This window comes from Aquirufa sp. HETE-40SA (assembly GCF_054558635.1).
The window spans coordinates 1-20,000 of the sequence record NZ_JBPXKN010000005.1 but is presented as its reverse complement, the minus strand read 5'-3'; the positions used below and the strand labels follow the sequence as shown (position 1 = coordinate 20,000).

At 42.5% G+C, this 20,000-nt stretch carries 15 protein-coding genes and 2 rRNA genes (1 of these 17 running past the window's edge); 14 read left to right on the top strand and 3 right to left on the bottom strand.

The features are described 5' to 3' along the window. The 3 genes from ACRZ9O_RS10730 to ACRZ9O_RS10720 form a co-directional block, all read left to right on the top strand. Positions 1-1,554: ribosomal RNA gene (locus ACRZ9O_RS10730) — 23S ribosomal RNA — on the top strand; it begins 1,279 nt to the left of the window's first position. Between the two features lie 67 nt (positions 1,555-1,621). Further along, positions 1,622-1,733, top strand: a 5S ribosomal RNA gene (gene rrf / locus ACRZ9O_RS10725). A 388-nt stretch (positions 1,734-2,121) separates the two neighbouring features. Next, complete coding sequence (locus ACRZ9O_RS10720; protein ID WP_459459046.1) at positions 2,122-3,381, top strand: DNA recombination protein RmuC; 1,260 nt, start codon at positions 2,122-2,124, stop codon at positions 3,379-3,381. Positions 3,382-3,452: 71 nt separating this feature from the next. Here ACRZ9O_RS10720 and ACRZ9O_RS10715 read toward each other — a convergent pair whose 3' ends face one another. Together ACRZ9O_RS10715 and ACRZ9O_RS10710 are read right to left on the bottom strand one after the other, a co-directional pair. Then, positions 3,453-3,680, bottom strand: coding sequence for a zinc ribbon domain-containing protein YjdM (locus ACRZ9O_RS10715; RefSeq protein WP_130895301.1), 228 nt, complete (start codon positions 3,678-3,680; stop codon positions 3,453-3,455). Between the two features lie 38 nt (positions 3,681-3,718). Beyond that, positions 3,719-5,566, bottom strand: coding sequence for a YgiQ family radical SAM protein (locus tag ACRZ9O_RS10710; protein WP_459459044.1), 1,848 nt, complete (start codon positions 5,564-5,566; stop codon positions 3,719-3,721). A gap of 119 nt (positions 5,567-5,685) precedes the next feature. Here ACRZ9O_RS10710 and ACRZ9O_RS10705 point away from each other — a divergent pair, with 119 nt between their 5' ends. Genes ACRZ9O_RS10705 through ACRZ9O_RS10670 form a run of 8 tightly spaced genes read left to right on the top strand, consistent with a single transcriptional unit; the run spans position 5,686 to position 14,626 of the window. Further along, a complete protein-coding gene (locus ACRZ9O_RS10705; protein ID WP_459459042.1) occupies positions 5,686-6,441 on the top strand; it encodes an EboA domain-containing protein in 756 nt (251 codons plus the stop codon). Between the two features lies 1 nt (position 6,442). After that, positions 6,443-7,462: a TatD family hydrolase gene (locus ACRZ9O_RS10700; protein ID WP_459459040.1), complete on the top strand. Its 1,020-nt coding sequence runs from the start codon at positions 6,443-6,445 to the stop codon at positions 7,460-7,462. Then, on the top strand, positions 7,462-8,337 hold the full coding sequence (eboC, locus tag ACRZ9O_RS10695) for a UbiA-like protein EboC (protein ID WP_459459039.1): 876 nt from the start codon (positions 7,462-7,464) through the stop codon (positions 8,335-8,337). Before ACRZ9O_RS10700 ends, eboC begins: the two co-directional genes overlap by 1 nt. 4 nt (positions 8,338-8,341) lie before the next feature. Continuing rightward, positions 8,342-9,487 (top strand): 3-dehydroquinate synthase, encoded by a 1,146-nt coding sequence (locus ACRZ9O_RS10690; protein WP_459459037.1) that lies wholly within the window; start codon positions 8,342-8,344, stop codon positions 9,485-9,487. A 1-nt stretch (position 9,488) separates the two neighbouring features. Beyond that, positions 9,489-10,643: a metabolite traffic protein EboE gene (gene eboE / locus ACRZ9O_RS10685; protein ID WP_459459035.1), complete on the top strand. Its 1,155-nt coding sequence runs from the start codon at positions 9,489-9,491 to the stop codon at positions 10,641-10,643. Beyond that, positions 10,643-12,004: an alkaline phosphatase family protein gene (locus ACRZ9O_RS10680; protein ID WP_459459048.1), complete on the top strand. Its 1,362-nt coding sequence runs from the start codon at positions 10,643-10,645 to the stop codon at positions 12,002-12,004. The genes eboE and ACRZ9O_RS10680 overlap by 1 nt, the downstream gene beginning before the upstream one ends. Before the next feature lies 1 nt (position 12,005). After that, positions 12,006-12,365 carry a hypothetical protein gene (locus ACRZ9O_RS10675; RefSeq protein WP_459459033.1) on the top strand — a complete coding sequence of 120 codons (360 nt, stop codon included), beginning with the start codon at positions 12,006-12,008 and terminating at the stop codon, positions 12,363-12,365. Positions 12,366-12,370: 5 nt separating this feature from the next. Then, the gene (locus ACRZ9O_RS10670; protein WP_459459031.1) at positions 12,371-14,626 is read left to right on the top strand and encodes a TonB-dependent receptor; all 2,256 of its coding nucleotides are present in this window, start codon (positions 12,371-12,373) and stop codon (positions 14,624-14,626) included. Between the two features lies 1 nt (position 14,627). Here ACRZ9O_RS10670 and leuS read toward each other — a convergent pair whose 3' ends face one another. Continuing rightward, positions 14,628-17,444, bottom strand: a complete 2,817-nt coding sequence (gene leuS / locus ACRZ9O_RS10665) for a leucine--tRNA ligase (protein ID WP_459459029.1) — start codon at positions 17,442-17,444, stop codon at positions 14,628-14,630. Positions 17,445-17,562: 118 nt separating this feature from the next. Between leuS and ACRZ9O_RS10660 the strand changes: the two genes are divergently transcribed. The 3 genes from ACRZ9O_RS10660 to ACRZ9O_RS10650 all read left to right on the top strand — a co-directional run. Next, on the top strand, positions 17,563-18,495 hold the full coding sequence (locus ACRZ9O_RS10660; RefSeq protein ID WP_459459027.1) for a sulfite exporter TauE/SafE family protein: 933 nt from the start codon (positions 17,563-17,565) through the stop codon (positions 18,493-18,495). Between the two features lie 30 nt (positions 18,496-18,525). Next, on the top strand, positions 18,526-19,824 hold the full coding sequence (locus ACRZ9O_RS10655; protein ID WP_459459025.1) for a UDP-N-acetylmuramoyl-tripeptide--D-alanyl-D-alanine ligase: 1,299 nt from the start codon (positions 18,526-18,528) through the stop codon (positions 19,822-19,824). A gap of 52 nt (positions 19,825-19,876) precedes the next feature. Next, positions 19,877-20,000: adenosylhomocysteinase (locus ACRZ9O_RS10650; RefSeq protein ID WP_459458869.1), on the top strand; the 124-nt coding region annotated here is incomplete at its 3' end.

The following is a 20,000-nucleotide window of genomic DNA, read 5'->3' as shown; positions in this document are numbered from 1 at the left end:
AAGCAAATGTAGGCATGAGTAACGATAATGAGGGCGAGAAACCCTCACGCCGAAAGACTAAGGTTTCCTCAGCTATGCTAATCAACTGAGGGTTAGTCGGGGGCTAAGGGTCTAGCGAAGGCGACAACCTAATGCACAACAGGTTAATATTCCTGTACTTACTTATAGGGCAAATAGATGACGGAGATTACAGGTTACCAGATACTGACGGAATAGTGTCTTTGAGAGGCGGCAGCAATGCCAAAACGAGTGTAGTGAGTAAACTTCCAAGAAAAGTCTAGGCGTGTATAACTTATAAGTAACCCGTACCGTAAACCGACACAGGTGGTCGAGAAGAATATTCTAAGGCGCTCGAGTGAATCACGGCTAAGGAACTCGGCAAATTAACCCTGTAACTTCGGGATAAAGGGAGCCACGAGCAATCGTGGCCGCAGAGAAATGGCCCAGGCGACTGTTTAACAAAAACACATGGCTTTGCTAAATCGAAAGATGACGTATAAGGCCTGACACCTGCCCGGTGCTGGAAGGTTAAGGGGGGATGTTAGTGGCAACACGAAGCATTGAACTGAAGCCCCAGTAAACGGCGGCCGTAACTATAACGGTCCTAAGGTAGCGAAATTCCTTGTCGGGTAAGTTCCGACCTGCACGAATGGTGTAACGATCTGGGCACTGTCTCAGCCGTGAGCTCGGTGAAATTGTAGTAACGGTGAAGATGCCGTTTACCCGCAACGGGACGGAAAGACCCCATGAACCTTTACTATAGCTTAGCATTGAGTTTTGGTACTGGATGTGTAGGATAGGTGGGAGGCTGTGAGCCGGTGTCGCTAGGCATCGGGGAGCCAACGTTGAAATACCACCCTTCTTGTACTGGAATTCTAATCCCCAAAGGGGAGACATTGCTTGGTGGGTAGTTTGACTGGGGTGGTCGCCTCCAAAAGAGTAACGGAGGCTTTCAAAGGTTCCCTCAGCACGCTTGGTAACCGTGCGTAGAGTGCAATAGCAAAAGGGAGCTTGACTGTGAGACCGACAAGTCGATCAGGTACGAAAGTAGGATATAGTGATCCGGTGGTTTAGTATGGAACAGCCATCGCTCAAAGGATAAAAGGTACTCTGGGGATAACAGGCTGATCTCCCCCAAGAGCTCACATCGACGGGGAGGTTTGGCACCTCGATGTCGGCTCGTCACATCCTGGGGCTGGAGAAGGTCCCAAGGGTTCGGCTGTTCGCCGATTAAAGTGGCACGCGAGCTGGGTTCAGAACGTCGTGAGACAGTTCGGTCCCTATCTGTTGTGGGCGTAGGAATATTGACAGGTTCTGACTTTAGTACGAGAGGACCGAGTTGGACTGACCGCTGGTATATCAGTTGTTCTGCCAAGGGCATAGCTGAGTAGCCACGTCGGGACCAGATAAGCGCTGAAAGCATCTAAGTGCGAAACTGACCTGAAGATGAGTATTCCATGAAGGGTCCGTGTAGACGACACGGTCGATAGGCTACAGATGTAAAGACAGTAATGTCAAAGTCGAGTAGTACTAATTACCCGAAAGCTTACCTTTTATTAATTTACACACTGCTGTTTATTTTATCTCACAATATGGCTAAAGGCTAAAACCTTGCAAAAAGTATGGAGCCGATAGGACGGGTGTTCACCTCTTCCCATCTCGAACAGAGAAGTTAAGCCCCGCACCGCTGATGATACTGGGATCAAACCCGGGAAAGTAAGTAAGCTCCAAGTTATTATAGAAGACCTGCACGATGAGTGTGGGTCTTTTTTTATGCCTAACAGTGGGCAGTGGGCAGTGGACAGTAAATAGAGTAGAGAGTATAGAGTAAAGAGTAGAGAGACGGCATAAAAAAGTGGCTGCCGCCTCGTTTTTTATCCACTCAGGGAAATATCGCCCCGCGCACATAGAACTCTGCTCTTTGCTCTTTGAACTTTGAACTTTGCTCTTTGCTCTTTGAACTTTTCTCTTTGAACTTTGAACTTTGCTCTTTTCTCTTTGAACTCTGGTCTTTGAACTTTGGTCTTTGAATTCCTCCATTCACCATCTTTACACTCTACTCTCCAATCTATTATCTCCTCTATTCTTTATGCTTTGTACTTTATTATTTACATTTGCTACATGACAATCCTCTACATCATTCTAGCCCTAGTAGCCGGCGCAGGAGCTACTTATCTCCTATTTCAAGGCAAATTAGCCTTATTACAAAGTCAATTAGCACAGGCAAGTCAAGAACAAACGAAAGTGACTTCATTGGAGGCTGAAAATAGAGCACTTTTTGGCAAACTATCTCAAATTGAAGGCCAGAATGAAACCTTAAAGATGACGGTGGAGAATCAGAAGTCAGATGAGGAGAAACTACGCAAAATGTTAGTTGATATTAGTAACGAATCCGTGCTGAGACAGGGAAAGATGCTAAGCGATCAACAACAAGTTAAATTAAACGACGTATTGAACCCTCTCAAAGAGAAATTACGTGAATTTGAGGAGAAGGTTAACTTGGGTCAAAAAAACAGCTTAGAACAAAGCACTGTTCTTATGGAGCAAATCAAAAACCTGACAAGCCTAAATCAAACGGTTACACAGAAAACAGAAGATTTAACGAATGCACTGAAGGGATCCAATAAGTCGCAAGGGAACTGGGGTGAGATGATTTTGGAACGTGTATTAGAAAGCTCAGGACTAAAGAATGGTATGGAATACCAGACTCAATTTGTGACTAAAAACCAGGATCATGATACAATCAAACCAGATGCAGTCATCTTCTTACCTGACAATAAAAACCTTATTATTGATAGTAAGGTTTCACTTGTTGCTTACGAACGTTATACCAGTGCAGAGGAAGGTACTATCGAAAAGGATTTGGCCTTAAAAGCACACATTGAATCCCTAAAAACTCACATTAAAGAGCTATCTTCTAAAGATTACCATACCGCATTAGATTTAACCAGCCCTGATTTTACCTTATTATTCATCCCAATTGAATCTGGATTCGTAGCTACCATCAGTCAGGACACAAGCTTGTTCAATTATGCATGGGATCGTAAAATTGTCTTAGTCTCCCCTTCTACCCTATTAGCGACGTTAAGAACCATTGCTTCGGTTTGGAAGACAGAGTATCAAACGAGAAATGCCATTGAAATTGCACGCCAGGCGGGTGATTTATATGACAAATTTGTCGGATTTACGAAGGATATGGAAGATGTAGGAAAGCACATCAAGAAAGCAGAAGATGCGCACAGCGATGCCATCAACAAACTAAGTACCGGAAAAGGAAACCTAATTAATAGAGCCCAAAACCTACATAAATTGGGCATTAAATCAACTAAAAAACTGAATCAGGGATTGGTTCAAGATGAGGAACCGGAAGAATTAGATTAGAGATTATAGAGTAAAGAGAAGAGATAAACATTCTATTATCTATACTCTCTAATCTATACTCTCCTACAAGGTTATGCTTTCTTCAAAAACTCAGTCCGTAAAACCATCATCGATTTCTCTACTTTGCCTTCTACTTCGTCAGCATCGTCCGTTAATCGAATATTTTTTACCATCGTTCCGCGCTTGATTACGCTGGATGATCCACGTACTTTTAAATCTTTAATTACGGTAACCGAATCGCCATCTTTCAAAACAGCTCCATTGCTATCGCGAACGATTAATTCTTCATTTTCATCCATTGTATTATTGTTTCTTGGTTAATTAATGAAAAGCTGGATTATTTGTTCCAGCCATTTTTATTGTTTCTAAATCCTAAAAGGCGTTGTGCCAGATCAGGTCGTTTTAATTGTGTCAAACGATTCCGAATCCAATCTTTATATTCTGGCTTATACCAGAAAAAGTACTTGTTTTGATTCTGCTTTTCTTCCCTTGTTTTGGCCGTTTTAACAGGCTGCAAAGTGTAGGGGTGTACGCCAGAATAATAGATCACTTCCGCTACGGTCATAGGAGTAGGAGTGAAATCCTGCACCTGCTCTAAATGAAAACCTAAGTCCTTCGTCTCTGCCGCTAAATTAGCCATGTCTTCTTCTTCACAACCTGGGTGAGAAGAGATGAAATAGGGAATGAGAGGTTGTTTTAGGCCAAATTTGGCAGAAATCTCGTCATATTTCTTCTTAAAGGCATGGAAATATTTGAACGATGGCTTACGCATTACACGCAAAGTCGCGTCAGAGGTATGTTCCGGGGCAACTTTCAAACGACCAGAAACGTGGCGCGTAATCAATTGCTCCATGTATTCGTCGTGATTACCATCTGAATTATTCTTATTGAAATCATCTACTAACAGATCATAGCGAACCCCAGATCCAACAAAGGCCTTTTTAATAGCTGGATGCTTATCCACCTTGCGGTAAATATCCGTCAAAGGTTTATGCGAAGTATCTAGGTTATTGCAAATGACAGGGTGGATACAAGAAGGGCTGACACAACGTGCGCAGATCTCCTCATCTTTCCCTTTCATTCTGTACATGTTCGCAGACGGACCTCCTAAATCGGAAATATAGCCTTTAAAATCAGGTGCTTTCGTGATTTGCTCGACCTCCTTCATAATCGATTTCTCACTTCGAGAAGCAATAAACTTACCTTGGTGAGCAGAAATTGTACAGAAACTACAGCCTCCAAAACATCCACGGTGCATATTGACCGAGAATTTAATCATCTCAAAAGCAGGAATAGGCCCACGCTTTCTATATTTAGGGTGAGGCAAACGCGTATAAGGCAAATCAAATGATTTATCCATTTCGACCTCTTCCATCGTTTTAAAAGGAGGATTAATGACTAATACGTTCTCTCCTACTTTTTGAATAATGCGGTTTGCCTGCCACTTATTGGATTCAACTTCTACAATTTTGAAGTTGGATGCATACTTGATCTTATCTTCTAAACAGACTTCGTGACTCGCTAACTCAACGGTTTCCCAATCGCAAGCAGGAGCTGTTTTTTGCAAGAATGCCACTTGATTAATATGGGTCAAATCACCCAACTTCTTCCCTTCTTTCACCCCACGCATAATCTCGCGCAAAGGCTGCTCTCCCATTCCATACACCAACATATCAGCACCAGAATCGACTAAAACAGAGGGAAATAATTTGTCCGCCCAGTAATCATAATGGGTTACTCGACGCAAGGAGGCCTCGATGCCACCGATTAAAACAGGTACATCTGGGTAAATTTCTTTTAAAATCTTTGTATAAACCGTGGTAGCATAATCCGGTCTAAAACCCGCTTCTCCACCTGGGGTGTAGGAATCATTAGAACGCAAACGCTTGTTAGCTGTATAGTGATTCACCATGGAATCCATACATCCTGCAGTTACGCCAAAAAAGTTTTTGGGTTTACCTAATTTCTTGAAATCACGTAAATCGTCTTTCCAGTTTGGCTGAGCTACAATACCCACTTTCAAGCCTTCACTTTCCATGATTCGACCGATGACAGCCGTGCCAAATGCCGGGTGATCCACATAGGCATCACCTGAGATTAAAATCACGTCCAGTTCATCCCAGCCACGTTTTTCTACCTCTTTTTTCGTGAGGGGCAGCCAGTCGGTTATCGGTCTTTCTTCCATGAAGCAAAATTAGGGGAATTTGCGGGCTAAACCTATTGAATATCCTCTCAAAAATCAGAAGCGAATTGACATTTTTTTAGTAAATTCGTTCATAGTGATGAATTAAACCTATTTCGAAATTGAATACCGCCGAACTTCTATATCAATCTATTCAGTCATTGGCCAGTCCAACTGAACTAGCCTGGATAGCAGATAAAATAAAAACCGATTCAAAAGGTTTGTCATTGGCCTTTGTCATGGCTCCTCGTCAAGTGGCTAAAACACGAGTAGGCAATATCCCTAGTTGGAATTGGCAAAATAGCACACTTGATCAGCTCGTTCGGGTTTACTTATTAATTCAGCTAGCTGAAAAAGAAGACGGAAAATCCAGAATTGAGACCTTATTTGATACGGCGGAGATGAACGAATTAGTCGCTCTTTATCGAGCATTGCCCGTTTTACCTACGCCAGAAATTTGGTTACACCGGGCTACCGATGCGGTTAGATCTAATATGGGGCCAGTATTTGATGCGATTGCTTTTGGCAATCCATACCCTTTGCAATATTTCAGCGAATTAGCCTGGAACCAATTAGTCTTAAAATGCATTTTTAACGACAAGCCTATTCATCTTATTGAAGGATTAGATGAGCGTGCGAATCAAGCTTTGGCTGATACCCTAGCCGATTTTGCACACGAACGATGGGCGGCTGGAAGACGGGTGCCATCGCAAGTTTGGCGATTAATCCGAAACTTCCAGACAGATACAAAAGAACAAGATGTAAAAAGACTGACAGAAAGCGCTGATCCGAACGATCAAAAAGCGGCTGAATTAGTCCAACAAAATAGCCCTCTAGAAGCCTGGAAGGTGTTAGAAAAAGAAGAAACTGCCTATTAATATGTGCCAAAACCCCAACGAACCTAAAATAAATCCATCCCATTTCGAGGGATCCACCGAGGAAAAACAAACTGCCCAAGAAGTGGACGGCGGTTTTGTGGCCTATACACAAGGAATGAAGTTTTTCGATCCTCACGTTCATATGACTTCCCGTACCACGGATGATTACCAAGCGCTCGCTGATGCGGGTGTGGTGGCTATTATTGAACCGGCATTTTGGCTGGGACAACCACGCACGGGATTAGCTTCGTTCAAGGATTATTTTGCGAGTTTAGTGGGTTGGGAGCGTTTTAGATCATCTCAGTTTGGCATAAAGCATTATTGCACGATTGGGTTAAACTCCAGGGAGGCGAATAATGAGGCACTTGCGGAAGAGGTGATGGAGATTTTGCCTTTATTTTTGCAAAAAGAAGGCGTTGTGGGGGTGGGTGAAATTGGTTTTGATGACCAAACGGCCGCAGAGGAAAAATACTACAGAGCTCAATTAGAGCTAGCGAAAGAAATGGGATTGCCTGTTCAGGTGCATACACCACATCGGGACAAGAAAAAGGGAACCGAACGCAGTATGGCGATTGCCTTAGAGCACGGTTTAGCACCCCATATGGTGGTGATTGACCACAATAATGAAGAGACGGTGAAGTCAGTTTTAGACCAAGGATTTTATGCGGCTTTCACTATTTATCCTTTCACCAAAATGGGGAATGAACGAATGGTAGAGATTGTGAAGCAATATGGGTCGGAACGCATTATGGTTAATTCTGCGGCGGATTGGGGAATTTCTGACCCTTTGGCGATTCCTAAAACGGCGGCCTTGATGAAAATCAAAGGCATATCAGAAGCAGATATCCAAAAGGTGACTTACCAAAATGCCCTCGATTCTTTCGCGCAAAGTGGACAAATCAATGAGAAAGACTTCATTGACGGATTAGAAATCGATCAATCTTTGAAGTTTAATGGCAATACGGTATTGCGTGGCGGACAAGCTCCTCGCGTAGATAAAAACTCAATCTTCATTCGCTAATGTCTAAAATTAGAGCTTTTGCTGAGCTTACTCGGCCTGCGAATGTAGTCACGGCACTGTCTGATATCATGGCAGGGCTAGCCATTGTGGGCTTTGTTTTTGGTCGTTTAGACTACCAATTTTACCCTGCCCTATTCCTTGGCCTTTCCAGCATGTGTTTATACGCAGGTGGAGTGGTATTCAATGACGTTTTTGATCACGAACTAGATATTATCGAAAGACCTGAAAGAGCCTTGCCTAGCGGGCGAATTAAACGATCGGAGGCCATTTTCGGGGGAATCTTGTTATTAGCAATAGGCATATTTTTGGCCTTTTGGCAAAGTAGACTGAGTGGATTTGTAGCCATTTTCATTACTGCCTTAGCACTTTTTTATGATTGGAAAGGAAAGCATATGCGCATTTTTGGCCCTATCAATATGGGTTTGTGCAGAGCATTCAATTTACTTTTAGGGATGAGCGTGTATGAATTAGGGGTTTTAGAACACTTCCCTGTGATCGCAATACCGTTGATTTATATAGCGGCGATTACGCTGGTAAGTCGAGGAGAAGTACATGGAGGCAAGGCGATTACACTTTATTTCGCTGGCTTTTTATTTTTAATCGTTCACGCGTCGCAGCTATTTTTCGCAGAGAAAGTAGAATTTGCCTTGGTATTTGTCTTGGCCCACTTTATCCTGATTTTTAGAAAACTAAGCGTTGCTATTAAAAATCCGATGGGCAAAAACATTGGATTAACAGTAAAAACAGGGGTTTTGACCCTTATATTGATGAATGCAGCGTGGGTAGCCTCGAGTGGACAATGGATGGTCGCCCTCTTTGTTTTAGCCTTATTACCCGTATCTTTGGGTTTAGCTAAAAAGTTCGCCGTTACGTAAACCTATGCAATCTTTAAAACAACATTTTCAGGTACCCTATTCTTACGAGGTATTCTTCACGGAGCGTTTATTTGCGCCAGAAAATCGCGTTTTTGCTGATTTTGTCCAAAACTTTGGCAACCCTAGCTTTCGCAAAAAGATTCTCTTTGTACTCGATAAGGGGATAACAGATATTCAGACCGAATTGACAGCAGAAATTGTCAACTATTTCCAACAACATTCTCCCGCCGATTTAGCCCCAGAAATTCTGGTTCTTCCAGGTGGAGAAGTGTGTAAAAACGACCCTCGCTTTTACGAAGAAGTGATTCGCGCATTAGATGAACACGGAATCGATCGCCACTCGTTTGTAGCTTGCATCGGTGGTGGCGCTTTCTTAGATATGGCCGGCTATGCTGCTGCTATCTCCCATAGAGGCGTGAAATTCATCCGGATACCGACGACTGTATTATCCCAAAACGATTCAGGTGTAGGAGTTAAAAACAGCGTCAATTACCTAGGCAAGAAGAATTTCCTGGGCACATTCGCTCCACCGGTAGCTGTATTTAACGATTATTCCTTCCTAGATAGTTTAGGTGAAAGAGATTGGCGTTCGGGAATTGCGGAAGCTGTTAAGGTTTCCCTGATTAAAGACATCAGCTTTTTTACCTGGTTAGAAGAAAATGTGGATGCAATGAATCAGCGCGATAAGACCGTGATGATTGAGCAAATTTACCGCTGTGCTTCATTGCATATGCAACATATCGCCAGCGGAGATCCTTTTGAACTAGGTTCGGCTAGACCCTTGGATTTTGGCCATTGGGCAGCACATAAATTAGAATACTTAAGCGATTTCAAGATCCGTCACGGAGAAGCGGTGGCGATTGGAATTGCCTTAGATAGCGTCTATTCGCACTTGATCGGTCATTTGACAAAAGAGGACGTAGACCGAATTATTACTTTGTTGAAAAAACTAGGTTTTGCTATTTTTCATCCTGCTTTGGCAGAAAATGGCAAAATCAACTTAACGAACGGCTTAAATGAGTTCAGAGAACATTTAGGCGGGCAATTAACGATCACCTTGTTAGAACAAGTAGGCAAAGGAGTGGAAGTGCACGAGATGGATTTCGATCTCATCAAAAAATCAGTCGATTACTTGGAACAAATCGCCTAATATGAAAACGCCTTACGGACACCTGAGTTATTGCAGTAATATTCATACCGGAGAGATTTGGTCGGAACATTTTGCGCAATTAAAGCAGCACGTTCCGGCGGTGAAGACACAAGTTTCACCCAACAAACCAATGGGTTTAGGTCTGCGTTTTGCGAATCAAGCGAGTATTGATTTGCAAGACCCTGCGGCTTTAAAGGCCTTACAATCGTGGCTGACTGAGCAGAATCTCTACGTTTTTACCTTAAACGGATTCCCTTACGGAGGTTTCCATAACACCATCGTCAAAGATCAAGTGCACGCACCCGATTGGACTACGACGGATAGACGAGATTATACGATTCGTTTAGCGCATATTTTAGCTGCCCTTTTAATAGAAAACGAGGGAGGCATTTCTACCTCTCCCCTGTCTTATAAATTCTGGTGGAATACAGCAGAAGAGCGCCAGCAAGCGATGCGGGAATCAACACTTCATCTATTGGAAGTAGTGGATGTATTAGCAGAAATCGAGGTAAAAACGGGTAAAACAATCCACATCGATATCGAACCCGAGCCGGATGGCTTATTGAGCAATCACAGCGATTTTGTAGACTGGTACGAGCAGGTATTATTGCCAGCAGGAAATCCAGATTTAATTAGAAAACACATCCAATTGTGCTTTGACATCTGCCATTATGGAGTGAGTTTTGATGCACCTGAGGCGAGTATTCAGGAATTGAAAGCTAAAAATATCCCTGTTGGAAAGATTCAAATCAGTTCTGCCCTACGCATCGATTTAAGAGAACAAGAAGTAGAAAAGATCGCAGAATTACAGAAATACCAAGAACCTGTTTATTTGCATCAGGTCAAAGCCTTGCGCAAAGACGGTTCGTATCAAGAATTTAAGGATTTAGATGAGGCCTTTGCGGCCTATAAGCCTAATACATACGATGAATGGCGGGTGCATTTCCATGTACCGCTATTTTTAGAAAACTATGGTCTTTTAGGATCTACCCAAAAAGAAATCCGAGAAACGCTCGTTATCCAAAAGGCTAGCCCGTTTACGAATCATTTGGAAATCGAAACCTATACCTGGGGCGTATTACCTCCTGCCTTCCAAGTACCGATGGCTGAATCCATTAGCCGCGAAATAAAAACCATCACAGACCTATTAGGATGATGAAAAAGACTGCCGTTATCGACGTGGTGGGGCTCAGCGAAAGTGTTATTTCCGCGGAGTACACTCCCTTTTTGTATGCCTATATTCAAAAGAAGCAGATTCAAAAAATACAACCTCCCTTTCCGGCGGTAACGACCACCTCACAATCGGTATATTTGACAGGTAAGAATCCTTCAGAGCACGGCATCGTGGGTAATGGCTGGTATGACAAAACGGATTCGGAAGTGAAGTTTTGGAAACAGTCGAATCCTTTAGTAGGGGCTGAAAAGATCTGGGAGGCAGCGAAAAAGAAAGATCCGAAATTTACATGCGCCAAAATGTTTTGGTGGTATAATATGTATTCCTCTGCGGATTATTCGGTTACTCCCCGTCCCCAATACCATTCAGATGGAGTGAAGGCGCCGGATTGCTATTCGTATCCCGCTAGCTTGCGAGACGAATTACAAGCGAAGCTGGGTACATTCCCATTGTTTAATTTTTGGGGTCCGAATGCGAATATCAAGTCCACTCAATGGATTGCGGATGCGTCTATCTATGTGGATGAAAAATACGATCCTACACTTAACTTGATCTACCTACCGCATTTAGACTATTGTCTGCAGAAGTTCGGGGTGGATTTACCAGCTATTGCAAAAGAGTTAAGCGAAATAGATCGGGTTTTAGAACAATTGATCACACATTTTGAGTCCAAAAACGCAGAGATCATCTTGTTATCCGAATATGGTATCAACGATGTCAATACGCCGATTCATTTAAATCGTGTATTACGCGAGGCGCGTAAAATTGCGATTCGAGAGGAACAAGGTTTGGAATTATTGGATCCGGGTGCTAGTGAAGCCTTTGCCATTTCTGATCACCAGATTGCCCATATTTATTGTAGGAATCCGTCCGAAATTAAAGCCATTTTTGAAAAGGTACCAGGCATCGCCAAAATCCTCAGTGGAAAAGAACTCGAAGACTACCAGATCGCACACGAGCGATGTGGGGATCTGGTTTTGGTCGCAGATTCTGACAAGTGGTTTACGTATTATTATTGGCTAAATGACGCGAAGGCGCCTGACTTCGCTCGCTGCGTAGACATCTTCAAGAAACCAGGTTACGATCCAGTTGAAATGTTCATGGATCCTAAAAATCCCTTCATAAAGCTTAGAGCGGCCTATAAATTAGCTCGTAAGCTCTTAGGTTTCCGTTACCGCATGGACGTGATTCCGCTCGATGCTAGTCTAGTGAAGGGTTCACATGGAAGTCCTTTCTGTGATGAGGCCTATTACCCTGTTTTTATTTCGTCGCAAAATATCGACAGTCAGATACCAGCAACTCAAGTATATCAATATATTTGGGAAACTATTTTTCCAACATAATATGAAAAAGATTAGCACAATTTTTGCCTTTATTGTAGCAATGATGGCATTCAGCACACAAATCCACGCACAAGGAATGGATCCACAAGCGATGATTCAACGTCAAGTAGATCGCATGTCGACAGAATTAAGCTTATCAAAAGAGCAAGTAGCCAAAGTGGAACCATTGATCGAAGCTCGAATGAAAAAGATGATGGAATTACGCGAGCAAGGAATGGAAAGAGATGAGATGATGGCCGAAATGAAGAAAGTGAATGATGCGCAAGCAGAACAATTCAAAGCGATCTTAACGCCTGAACAACTAGAGAAATACAAAACGATGCAAAGTCAAACGCGTCAAGGTGGTCCACCTAGAAATTAAAAAATTTGAGAGCATTCATAATTATAGGACTTTTCATTTCTTATACTAGCTTTTCTCAAACCCAAAACATTAGAGGTAGGCTGTTGGATAAATATATCCAACAGCCTATTTTTTTAGCGGATATTTATCTTTCTCCTGGCAACCAAGTCGTTAAATCTGACTCACTTGGCTACTTTGCCTTTTCAAATCTTCCCTTATCTAGTTACCAAATACGAGTTCGAGCATTAGGTTATGAAGAATTTAGTGTTCCCAAGATTGAACTCATCGCTGGTAAAGAAAGCTATTTAGCCCTCGAAATGGAAGAAAAACCCATCTTTTTGCAAGAAGTACGCGTTCAGGCAGAGAAGTCTAAAGAGGTGGCTAAAAATGAATTTACACTGGTTAGTGCGCGACAATTCAGCCTTCTTGAAGCGCAGCGCTATGCAGGCGGATTTCAAGATCCTGCAAGAATGGCCCTAAATTTTGCGGGCGTCACAAATGCAGGCTCAGATCAAAACAATGAAATCATCATTCGAGGCAATTCACCCAAAGGCTTATTGTGGCGAATGGAAGGAATTGAAATCCCTAATCCAAACCATTTCGGTGACGGCCAAGGTTCGACAAGTGGCATCATTTCGATGATTAATTCGACGAGTTTAGCTAATTCAGACTTTATGTCTGGCGCATTCCCAGCTGAATACGGGAACGCCTCATCGGGTGTTTTTGATTTGAGTTTACAAAGGGGGAATAACCAAAAGAAAGAATGGATGACCACACTTTCAGTTGTCGGTTTAGACGTAGCTGGGGAGGGTCCATTGGGTAATAAAGGGGGCTCCTATCGAGTAGGTTTGCGGTATTCTACTTTGGAGATATTACTTAAATCCGGTTTAGTCAATATCAATACCGGGAATTTCAAACCGGCCTACCGGGATTTAAATTACTTAATTGAACTACCCACAAAAAAATCAGGCACCTTCACCTTATGGGGAATAGCGGGGGCAAATAATACAGAAGATATTAAAACGACCACGAGTGATTTTACCAATAGCCAGGTAGTCGTAGGCGGATTATCGCATAAACTACCGGTTAAGAGTGGACACATAAAAACGGTTTTGGCCTACACGACTGAATCCACAGAAATTATTCAGGAGACGAGGTCGGTAACCACGCGAGAGCAAACCTACCAATACCCAACTTGGCGCCTTAATTCGTATTATTTACATCGATTTAACTCCACCGCACAACTTAAAATAGGGGTTAATGCGAGCCAATTAGGGTATAATCTATACGAATTTCGGAATAAGATCATTTACTTAAACGATAAAGACAAAACCTATTATTGGCAGCAATACATTCAATTTCAAAAAAAATGGACCTCGCAATTGAGTATGACGGCAGGGGTTCACCGCTATGAATTTGAGCTAAACAAGGCCCAAGGATGGGAACCGCGCCTGTCTGTATTGTGGGAAACTAAATCGGGGGGACGTCTTGGACTCGGCTTAGGTGTACATTCCCGCTTGGATCCCCTCTCTTTGTACTTTTATAAAAGATATACTGGTTCTACCTCGAAGTTGCCTAATATGAACATCAGGCCAGCCGTATCGCTTCACCAAGTGATTTCATACGATCAAAGAATTGGGGAAAACACGCGCCTTAAACTTGAAGCCTACGTACAGAATATCAGTCAAGCGCCCGTAGATTCTAATAGAAACAGCCCTTTTTCGCTATTAAATTATAGTTCTGGAATACCTACACAGGTATTAGAAAATAGCGGAATAGGGGAAAATAAAGGCATTGAATTAACGCTCGAGCGTTTTTTAAGTAATGATTTTTATTTTTTAATTACAGCGTCTGTATTTGACACTAAATTCCAGGCGAAAAAAAACGTTTGGTACAATACACAATTCAATAATAACTATGCAGCTAATGTGTTAGTTGGAAAAGATTTTCGCCAGAAATTTTCGGTGAATTTGAGGTATTTAATTAGAGGAGGTAATCGATATACGCCTATCAATTTAACAGAATCTATTAAAAGGAATACGACCGTTTTAACCTCAAGTCAACTAATGCAAGCGCAATACCCAACTTTCCAAAGACTAGATCTTTCAGTAGCCTACAAACTTAACCGGGCAAAACATACCTGGACCATCAGAGCAGACCTACAAAACATCTTGGACATCGCTAATGTCATCGAAGAAAGATATGACTCAAATGCAAAAGCACTTACCTACCGGTATGCGCTTCCACTGATCCCCATTCTGAGTACTCGAGTCGATTTTTAGTCTATTTCCCCAAGACGATATTCACAATCCGCTTCGGAACGACAATCACTTTAGAAGGAGACTTGCCCTCTAGGTGTTTGGTTACTTGATCATTCGCTAATACAGCGGCCTCAATCTCAGCCGGCGTAGCCGTAACTGGGAAAGCAAGCGTTAATTTCACTTTACCATTGAATGAAATCGGGTAATTGAAATCATTTTCCTCTAAGAATGCAGCGTTGAATACGGGGAATGAAGCATAGGATATACTTCCCTCCTGCTCACCAAGAGCTACCCACAATTCTTCTGCAATGTGCGGAGCATAAGGCGATAGCAAGATCACTAATTCCCGTAAAACTGATTTCTTGTGGCATTTTAAGGCGCCCAAATCATTCACGCAAATCATCAAGGTCGAAACAACTGTATTGAAAGAGAATCGATCTAAATCATCTTGCACCTTGCGAATCGCTGTATGCAATACTTTCAATTCTTCAGGAGTCGCAGGTGCGTCTACTATTTTCGAAGTGTTCGTATTGTCATCAAAGAATAAACGCCAAACCTTGCGCAAGAAATTATGCGATCCCGAAATACTGTTGGTATTCCAAGGCTTAAATTGCTCTAAGGGTCCTAGGAACATCTCGTAGACACGAAGGGTGTCTGCGCCATATTTGGCAATTAAATCATCCGGATTTACGACGTTAAACTTCGACTTCGACATCTTCTCCACTTCCCAACCGCACACATATTTGCCGTCCTCTAAAATAAATTCCGCATCAGCTGGTACATCATTGCGTGATTTTTTGAAGGCCTCTAGATCTAAAACATCGTTTTCTACGATATTCACGTCCACATGAAGTGCCGCTACATCGTATTGATCTTTTAAGCCGTGTGAGACAAACGTGACTTTGGCTGAATCCTTTAGGCGATAAACGAAGTTCGAACGCCCTTGAATCATCCCTTGGTTGATCAATTTCTTCGCAAATTCCTCCTCCGGCACATAGCCTAAATCTTTCAAGAATTTGTTCCAAAAACGAGAATACAACAAGTGACCCGTCGCGTGTTCTGATCCACCAATGTATAAATCCACCGCTTTCCAGTAGTTAATCGCCTCTTTCGAAGCGAATTCACCTGAATTCGTGGCATCCATATAACGATACCAATACCAAGAAGAGCCTGCCCATCCTGGCATAGTTGACCATTCGTAATCGTATTGTCCTTTGTATTTCCAATCAGCTGCTGCCCGTCCTAAAGGAGGTTCGCCCGTCTCAGTAGGTAGGTATTTATCGATTTTAGGTAGTTCCAAAGGTAATTCAGACTCCTCAATCAAATAAGGTAGTAAATCACCTGAGGCTGTTGGTTTGAAATACACCGGAACAGGTTCGCCCCAATAGCGTTGACGGCTAAACACCGCATTACGCATTCTATATTGAACCTTCCCTTTTCCGATTCCGTTCTCCTCTAACCAAGTAATCAAGGTATTCGTCGCTTCTTTATAGCCCATTCCATTAATCATTCCTGAATTAATGTATTTCCCCTCTTTCGTAGGATCTGCTTGTTTTTCGATGTCTTTTTGGCCATCTAAAATAGCCGGAATAGGCAAATCAAAATATTTCGCAAAATTCCAGTCACGCTGATCGCCCGATGGAACTCCCATCACGGCACCCGTTCCATAACCGGCTAACACATAGTCAGCTAGGAATAAAGGAACACGCTCTTGGTTCACTGGGTTGATCACATAGGTTCCTGTGAAAACTCCTGAAACGGTTTTTACTTCGGAGACGCGGTCCAGTTCCGAACGGGTTTTGGCCCAGTTCACATATTCCTCCACCGCTTCTTTCTGAGCTGGTGTCGTTAATTCTGAAACCCACTCGTGCTCCGGCGCTAATACCATGAAGGAAACCCCATAAATGGTGTCCACACGCGTAGTGAATACTTTTATTTTCTTATCTGAAACGTTTTCAATGGCAAATTCCACATCCGTTCCGATCGATTTTCCAATCCAATTGCGCTGCTGCTCTTTCAAAGAATCAGCCCAATCCACCTCGTCTAATCCTCTTAATAAACGATCAGCATAGGCTGTGATGCGCATCGACCATTGGCGCATTTTCTTCTGCTCCACTGGGTAACCACCACGCTCTGAAACGCCATCTTTGACTTCATCATTCGCTAAAACCGTCCCTAATTGTGGACACCAGTTTACGACTGAATCATCCAAATAAGCTAAACGGAAGCTTAATAAATACGCATATTGCTCGTCACTAGACATCGCATTCCATTGCTCAGCGGTGATTCGAGTGACTTCTTCATCACACACAGCTTTTAATCCGATCGAACCTTTGGCCCCTAAAATAGTCCTCAAGGTTTCAATTGACTCTGCTTTATCCGAATCCTGGTTATACCAAGAATTAAATAATTGCATAAAAATCCACTGCGTCCATTTGTAATAAGACGCATCAGATGTTCTGACCTCTCTCGACCAATCGAAGGAGAATCCCATATTCTTCAATTGCTCGATATAACGAGCGATATTTTGTTCCGTCGTAATAGCCGGATGCTGACCTGTTTGGATCGCATATTGTTCTGCAGGTAGACCAAAAGAGTCGAAGCCCATCGGGTGCAACACTTCATAACCCTGCAAACGCTTGTAACGAGCCATAATATCAGAGGCAATATATCCCAGCGGATGACCCACGTGTAATCCCGCTCCAGATGGATAAGGGAACATGTCTAAGACATAATATTTGGGCTTCGCTGGATTTACCTGAGCCTGGAATGTTTTATTGGCTTCCCAAAACGATTGCCAAGCTTTCTCGATCTCTCTAAACTGATACTCTGTACGCATAAAATGTTTTTATTGTAAAAGGAGATGCAAATTACGGCTTTTTTATGAAAAAATATTTACTCTACTTTGTTGGTAGATTAAGTAAAGTCTATTAGTTTTGTAGGGAATTGAAAAATCTATGCCTCCTAAGAGAAATTTTCCGAGTATTTTTAATGCCATCCAAACCATCTGGATGCGTGATCGTAGCATCACTGAAGTGATTATTCACATCAGTAATGCGCTGGCATTGATGATCGTGGGGCATCTTTTATTCACCTACCTAACGGCTGAAAAAATAATCGCCGTGTTCAATACAGTCGATTCATCGATTTTATATTACGTTTTAGGAGGATTTATTGCCCAAATGATTGACGGCGCTTTGGGCATGGCTTATGGCGTAACAGCAACGACATTCTTATTATCTGTGGGTATCACCCCTGCTGCAGCCTCAGCTAGCGTTCATGCCTCAGAAGTGTTCACTTCTGGCGTTTCTGGTTATATGCACTTGAAGTTTGGGAATGTGAATTCCAAATTATTTAAAACCTTAGTCATTCCTGGTGTTATTGGAGCTATTCTGGGCGCCTATTTATTATCGAGTCTAGAAGATTATGCTGGATACATTAAACCTATCGTTTCCGTATATACTTTATTCTTAGGTGCTATTATCATTCGTAAGGCACTCATCAAACGCCAAGAGAAACGTCAATTAAAAAGAGTCGGCTGGTTAGCGCTATTTGGTGGCTACTTAGATTCCATTGGCGGTGGCGGCTGGGGACCGATTGTCTCCTCTACCCTGATTGCCTCGGGTCGTCATCCAAAGTATACGATCGGAAGTGTGAACTTGACTGAGTTCTTCGTTTCACTTGCTTCATCGCTAACCTTTTTCGCTGTCATCGGTCTTGGATATCTACATGTCATCATCGGTTTAATTCTAGGTGGAGTAATCGCGGCTCCTATCGCAGCACGCTTAGCGAATAAGTTGCCGGTAAAATCCATGATGATTCTCGTGGGAATCGTGATTATCATCGTCAGTCTACGTCAGATTATCTTAGGGGTTCCAAAATTTTTATAGATATTTGCAGTCAATTGTCATAACAGGCTAATGATTGTCAACACGCAAACGCTTCTAGAAAAATTTTTATCCTCCACCGGCGTATCTACCGATACCCGAAAAATCCAAGCGGGAAATTTATTCTTTGCCTTAAAAGGTCCTAATTTCAATGCCAATGCGATGGCAGCGGAAGCCCTAGAAAAAGGGGCACAGTACGCGATTATTGATGATGCGGATTACTTAGCGGGAGAACGCACCTTATTGGTCGAGGACGGACTATTAGCTTTGCAAAATTTGGCAACCGCCTACCGCCAAACCTTATCGATTCCGATCGTCGGATTAACTGGTTCAAACGGAAAGACCACTACGAAAGAATTAATCTTCTCTGTTTTATCCCAAAAGTACCACTGCTTCGCCACTACCGGCAACCTGAACAACCACATTGGGGTTCCGCTCTCCATTTTATCTATTAAAAAGGAGCACGAAATTGCAGTGATCGAAATGGGTGCGAACAAGCAAGGAGACATCAAGGAATTAGTCGATATCGCTCAACCTACCCACGGTTTAATAACTAATATTGGAAAAGCACATTTAGAAGGATTTGGTGGAATGGAAGGAGTGCGTAAAGGGAAAGGAGAACTTTTCGACTTTTTACAGGCTTCTAACGGTGTCACCTTTTTACCTCATCAAGCTGGACCCGTACAAGAAATGTTCAGCGAAAGAGGGATGCAAAATGCGATATATTCGAACGAGGCGATGCCAACTTCTTTAGTTGAGGCAAAACCGATGGTACGCTATGCTATTGAGTCTGGTCAGGTCATCGATTCCCACTTACCTGGCATTTATAATTTTGAGAATATTCAACTAGCGATTGCGGTTGGTAAATTCTTTTCTCTAAGCGATGAGCAATGCAATGCTGGGATCAGCACCTATATCCCGAATAATCATCGTTCTCAATTCATCAAAATAGGATCAAACCAAGTTTTGATGGACGCTTATAACGCCAATCCTTCATCGATGTCTGCCGCTATTTCGCATTTCGCGGAAACCGAGGGAACTCCCAAATTGGTTATTTTAGGTGATATGTTTGAGTTAGGGGAATCCTCCCCTGAGGAACATGCTGCTTTAGGAAAGCTTATTGCTGGATTATCCTTTGAAAAAGTACATCTAGTGGGGCAGCATATGCAGCACGCCTTAATTCATTTGCCTTCGGCCTATTATTTCCCAGACAAATTTGGTTTACATACCTGGCTACAAGATCACCCTATTCAGGACAGTTTTCTACTGGTTAAAGGTTCTAGAGGCATTCAACTAGAAAGTGTTTTGGCTTTTCTAGAAAACTCCAAATAATTGCATTAAATTTGCACTTTAGTAAGAAAATCATCTTTCAAAAATATATACAATGGCATCACAACCAGGTACATATGTACCATTTAAAGTAAAAGACATTGCATTAGCAGACTGGGGTCGCAAAGAAATTCAATTAGCAGAAGCAGAAATGCCAGGTTTGATGGCATTACGTGAAG

What these genes read in the sequence shown, in the direction of transcription:
- ACRZ9O_RS10655 (WP_459459025.1), top strand. Translation starts at nt 18,526, where the DNA reads ATGATTGTCAACACGCAAACGCTTCTAGAAAAATTTTTATCCTCCACC.
- ACRZ9O_RS10675 (WP_459459033.1), top strand. Translation starts at nt 12,006, where the DNA reads ATGAAAAAGATTAGCACAATTTTTGCCTTTATTGTAGCAATGATGGCA.
- eboC (WP_459459039.1), top strand. Translation starts at nt 7,462, where the DNA reads ATGTCTAAAATTAGAGCTTTTGCTGAGCTTACTCGGCCTGCGAATGTA.
- ACRZ9O_RS10690 (WP_459459037.1), top strand. Translation starts at nt 8,342, where the DNA reads ATGCAATCTTTAAAACAACATTTTCAGGTACCCTATTCTTACGAGGTA.
- leuS (WP_459459029.1), bottom strand. Translation starts at nt 17,444, where the DNA reads ATGCGTACAGAGTATCAGTTTAGAGAGATCGAGAAAGCTTGGCAATCG.
- ACRZ9O_RS10715 (WP_130895301.1), bottom strand. Translation starts at nt 3,680, where the DNA reads ATGGATGAAAATGAAGAATTAATCGTTCGCGATAGCAATGGAGCTGTT.
- ACRZ9O_RS10710 (WP_459459044.1), bottom strand. Translation starts at nt 5,566, where the DNA reads ATGGAAGAAAGACCGATAACCGACTGGCTGCCCCTCACGAAAAAAGAG.
- ACRZ9O_RS10680 (WP_459459048.1), top strand. Translation starts at nt 10,643, where the DNA reads ATGAAAAAGACTGCCGTTATCGACGTGGTGGGGCTCAGCGAAAGTGTT.
- ACRZ9O_RS10660 (WP_459459027.1), top strand. Translation starts at nt 17,563, where the DNA reads ATGCCTCCTAAGAGAAATTTTCCGAGTATTTTTAATGCCATCCAAACC.
- eboE (WP_459459035.1), top strand. Translation starts at nt 9,489, where the DNA reads ATGAAAACGCCTTACGGACACCTGAGTTATTGCAGTAATATTCATACC.
- ACRZ9O_RS10720 (WP_459459046.1), top strand. Translation starts at nt 2,122, where the DNA reads ATGACAATCCTCTACATCATTCTAGCCCTAGTAGCCGGCGCAGGAGCT.
- ACRZ9O_RS10700 (WP_459459040.1), top strand. Translation starts at nt 6,443, where the DNA reads ATGTGCCAAAACCCCAACGAACCTAAAATAAATCCATCCCATTTCGAG.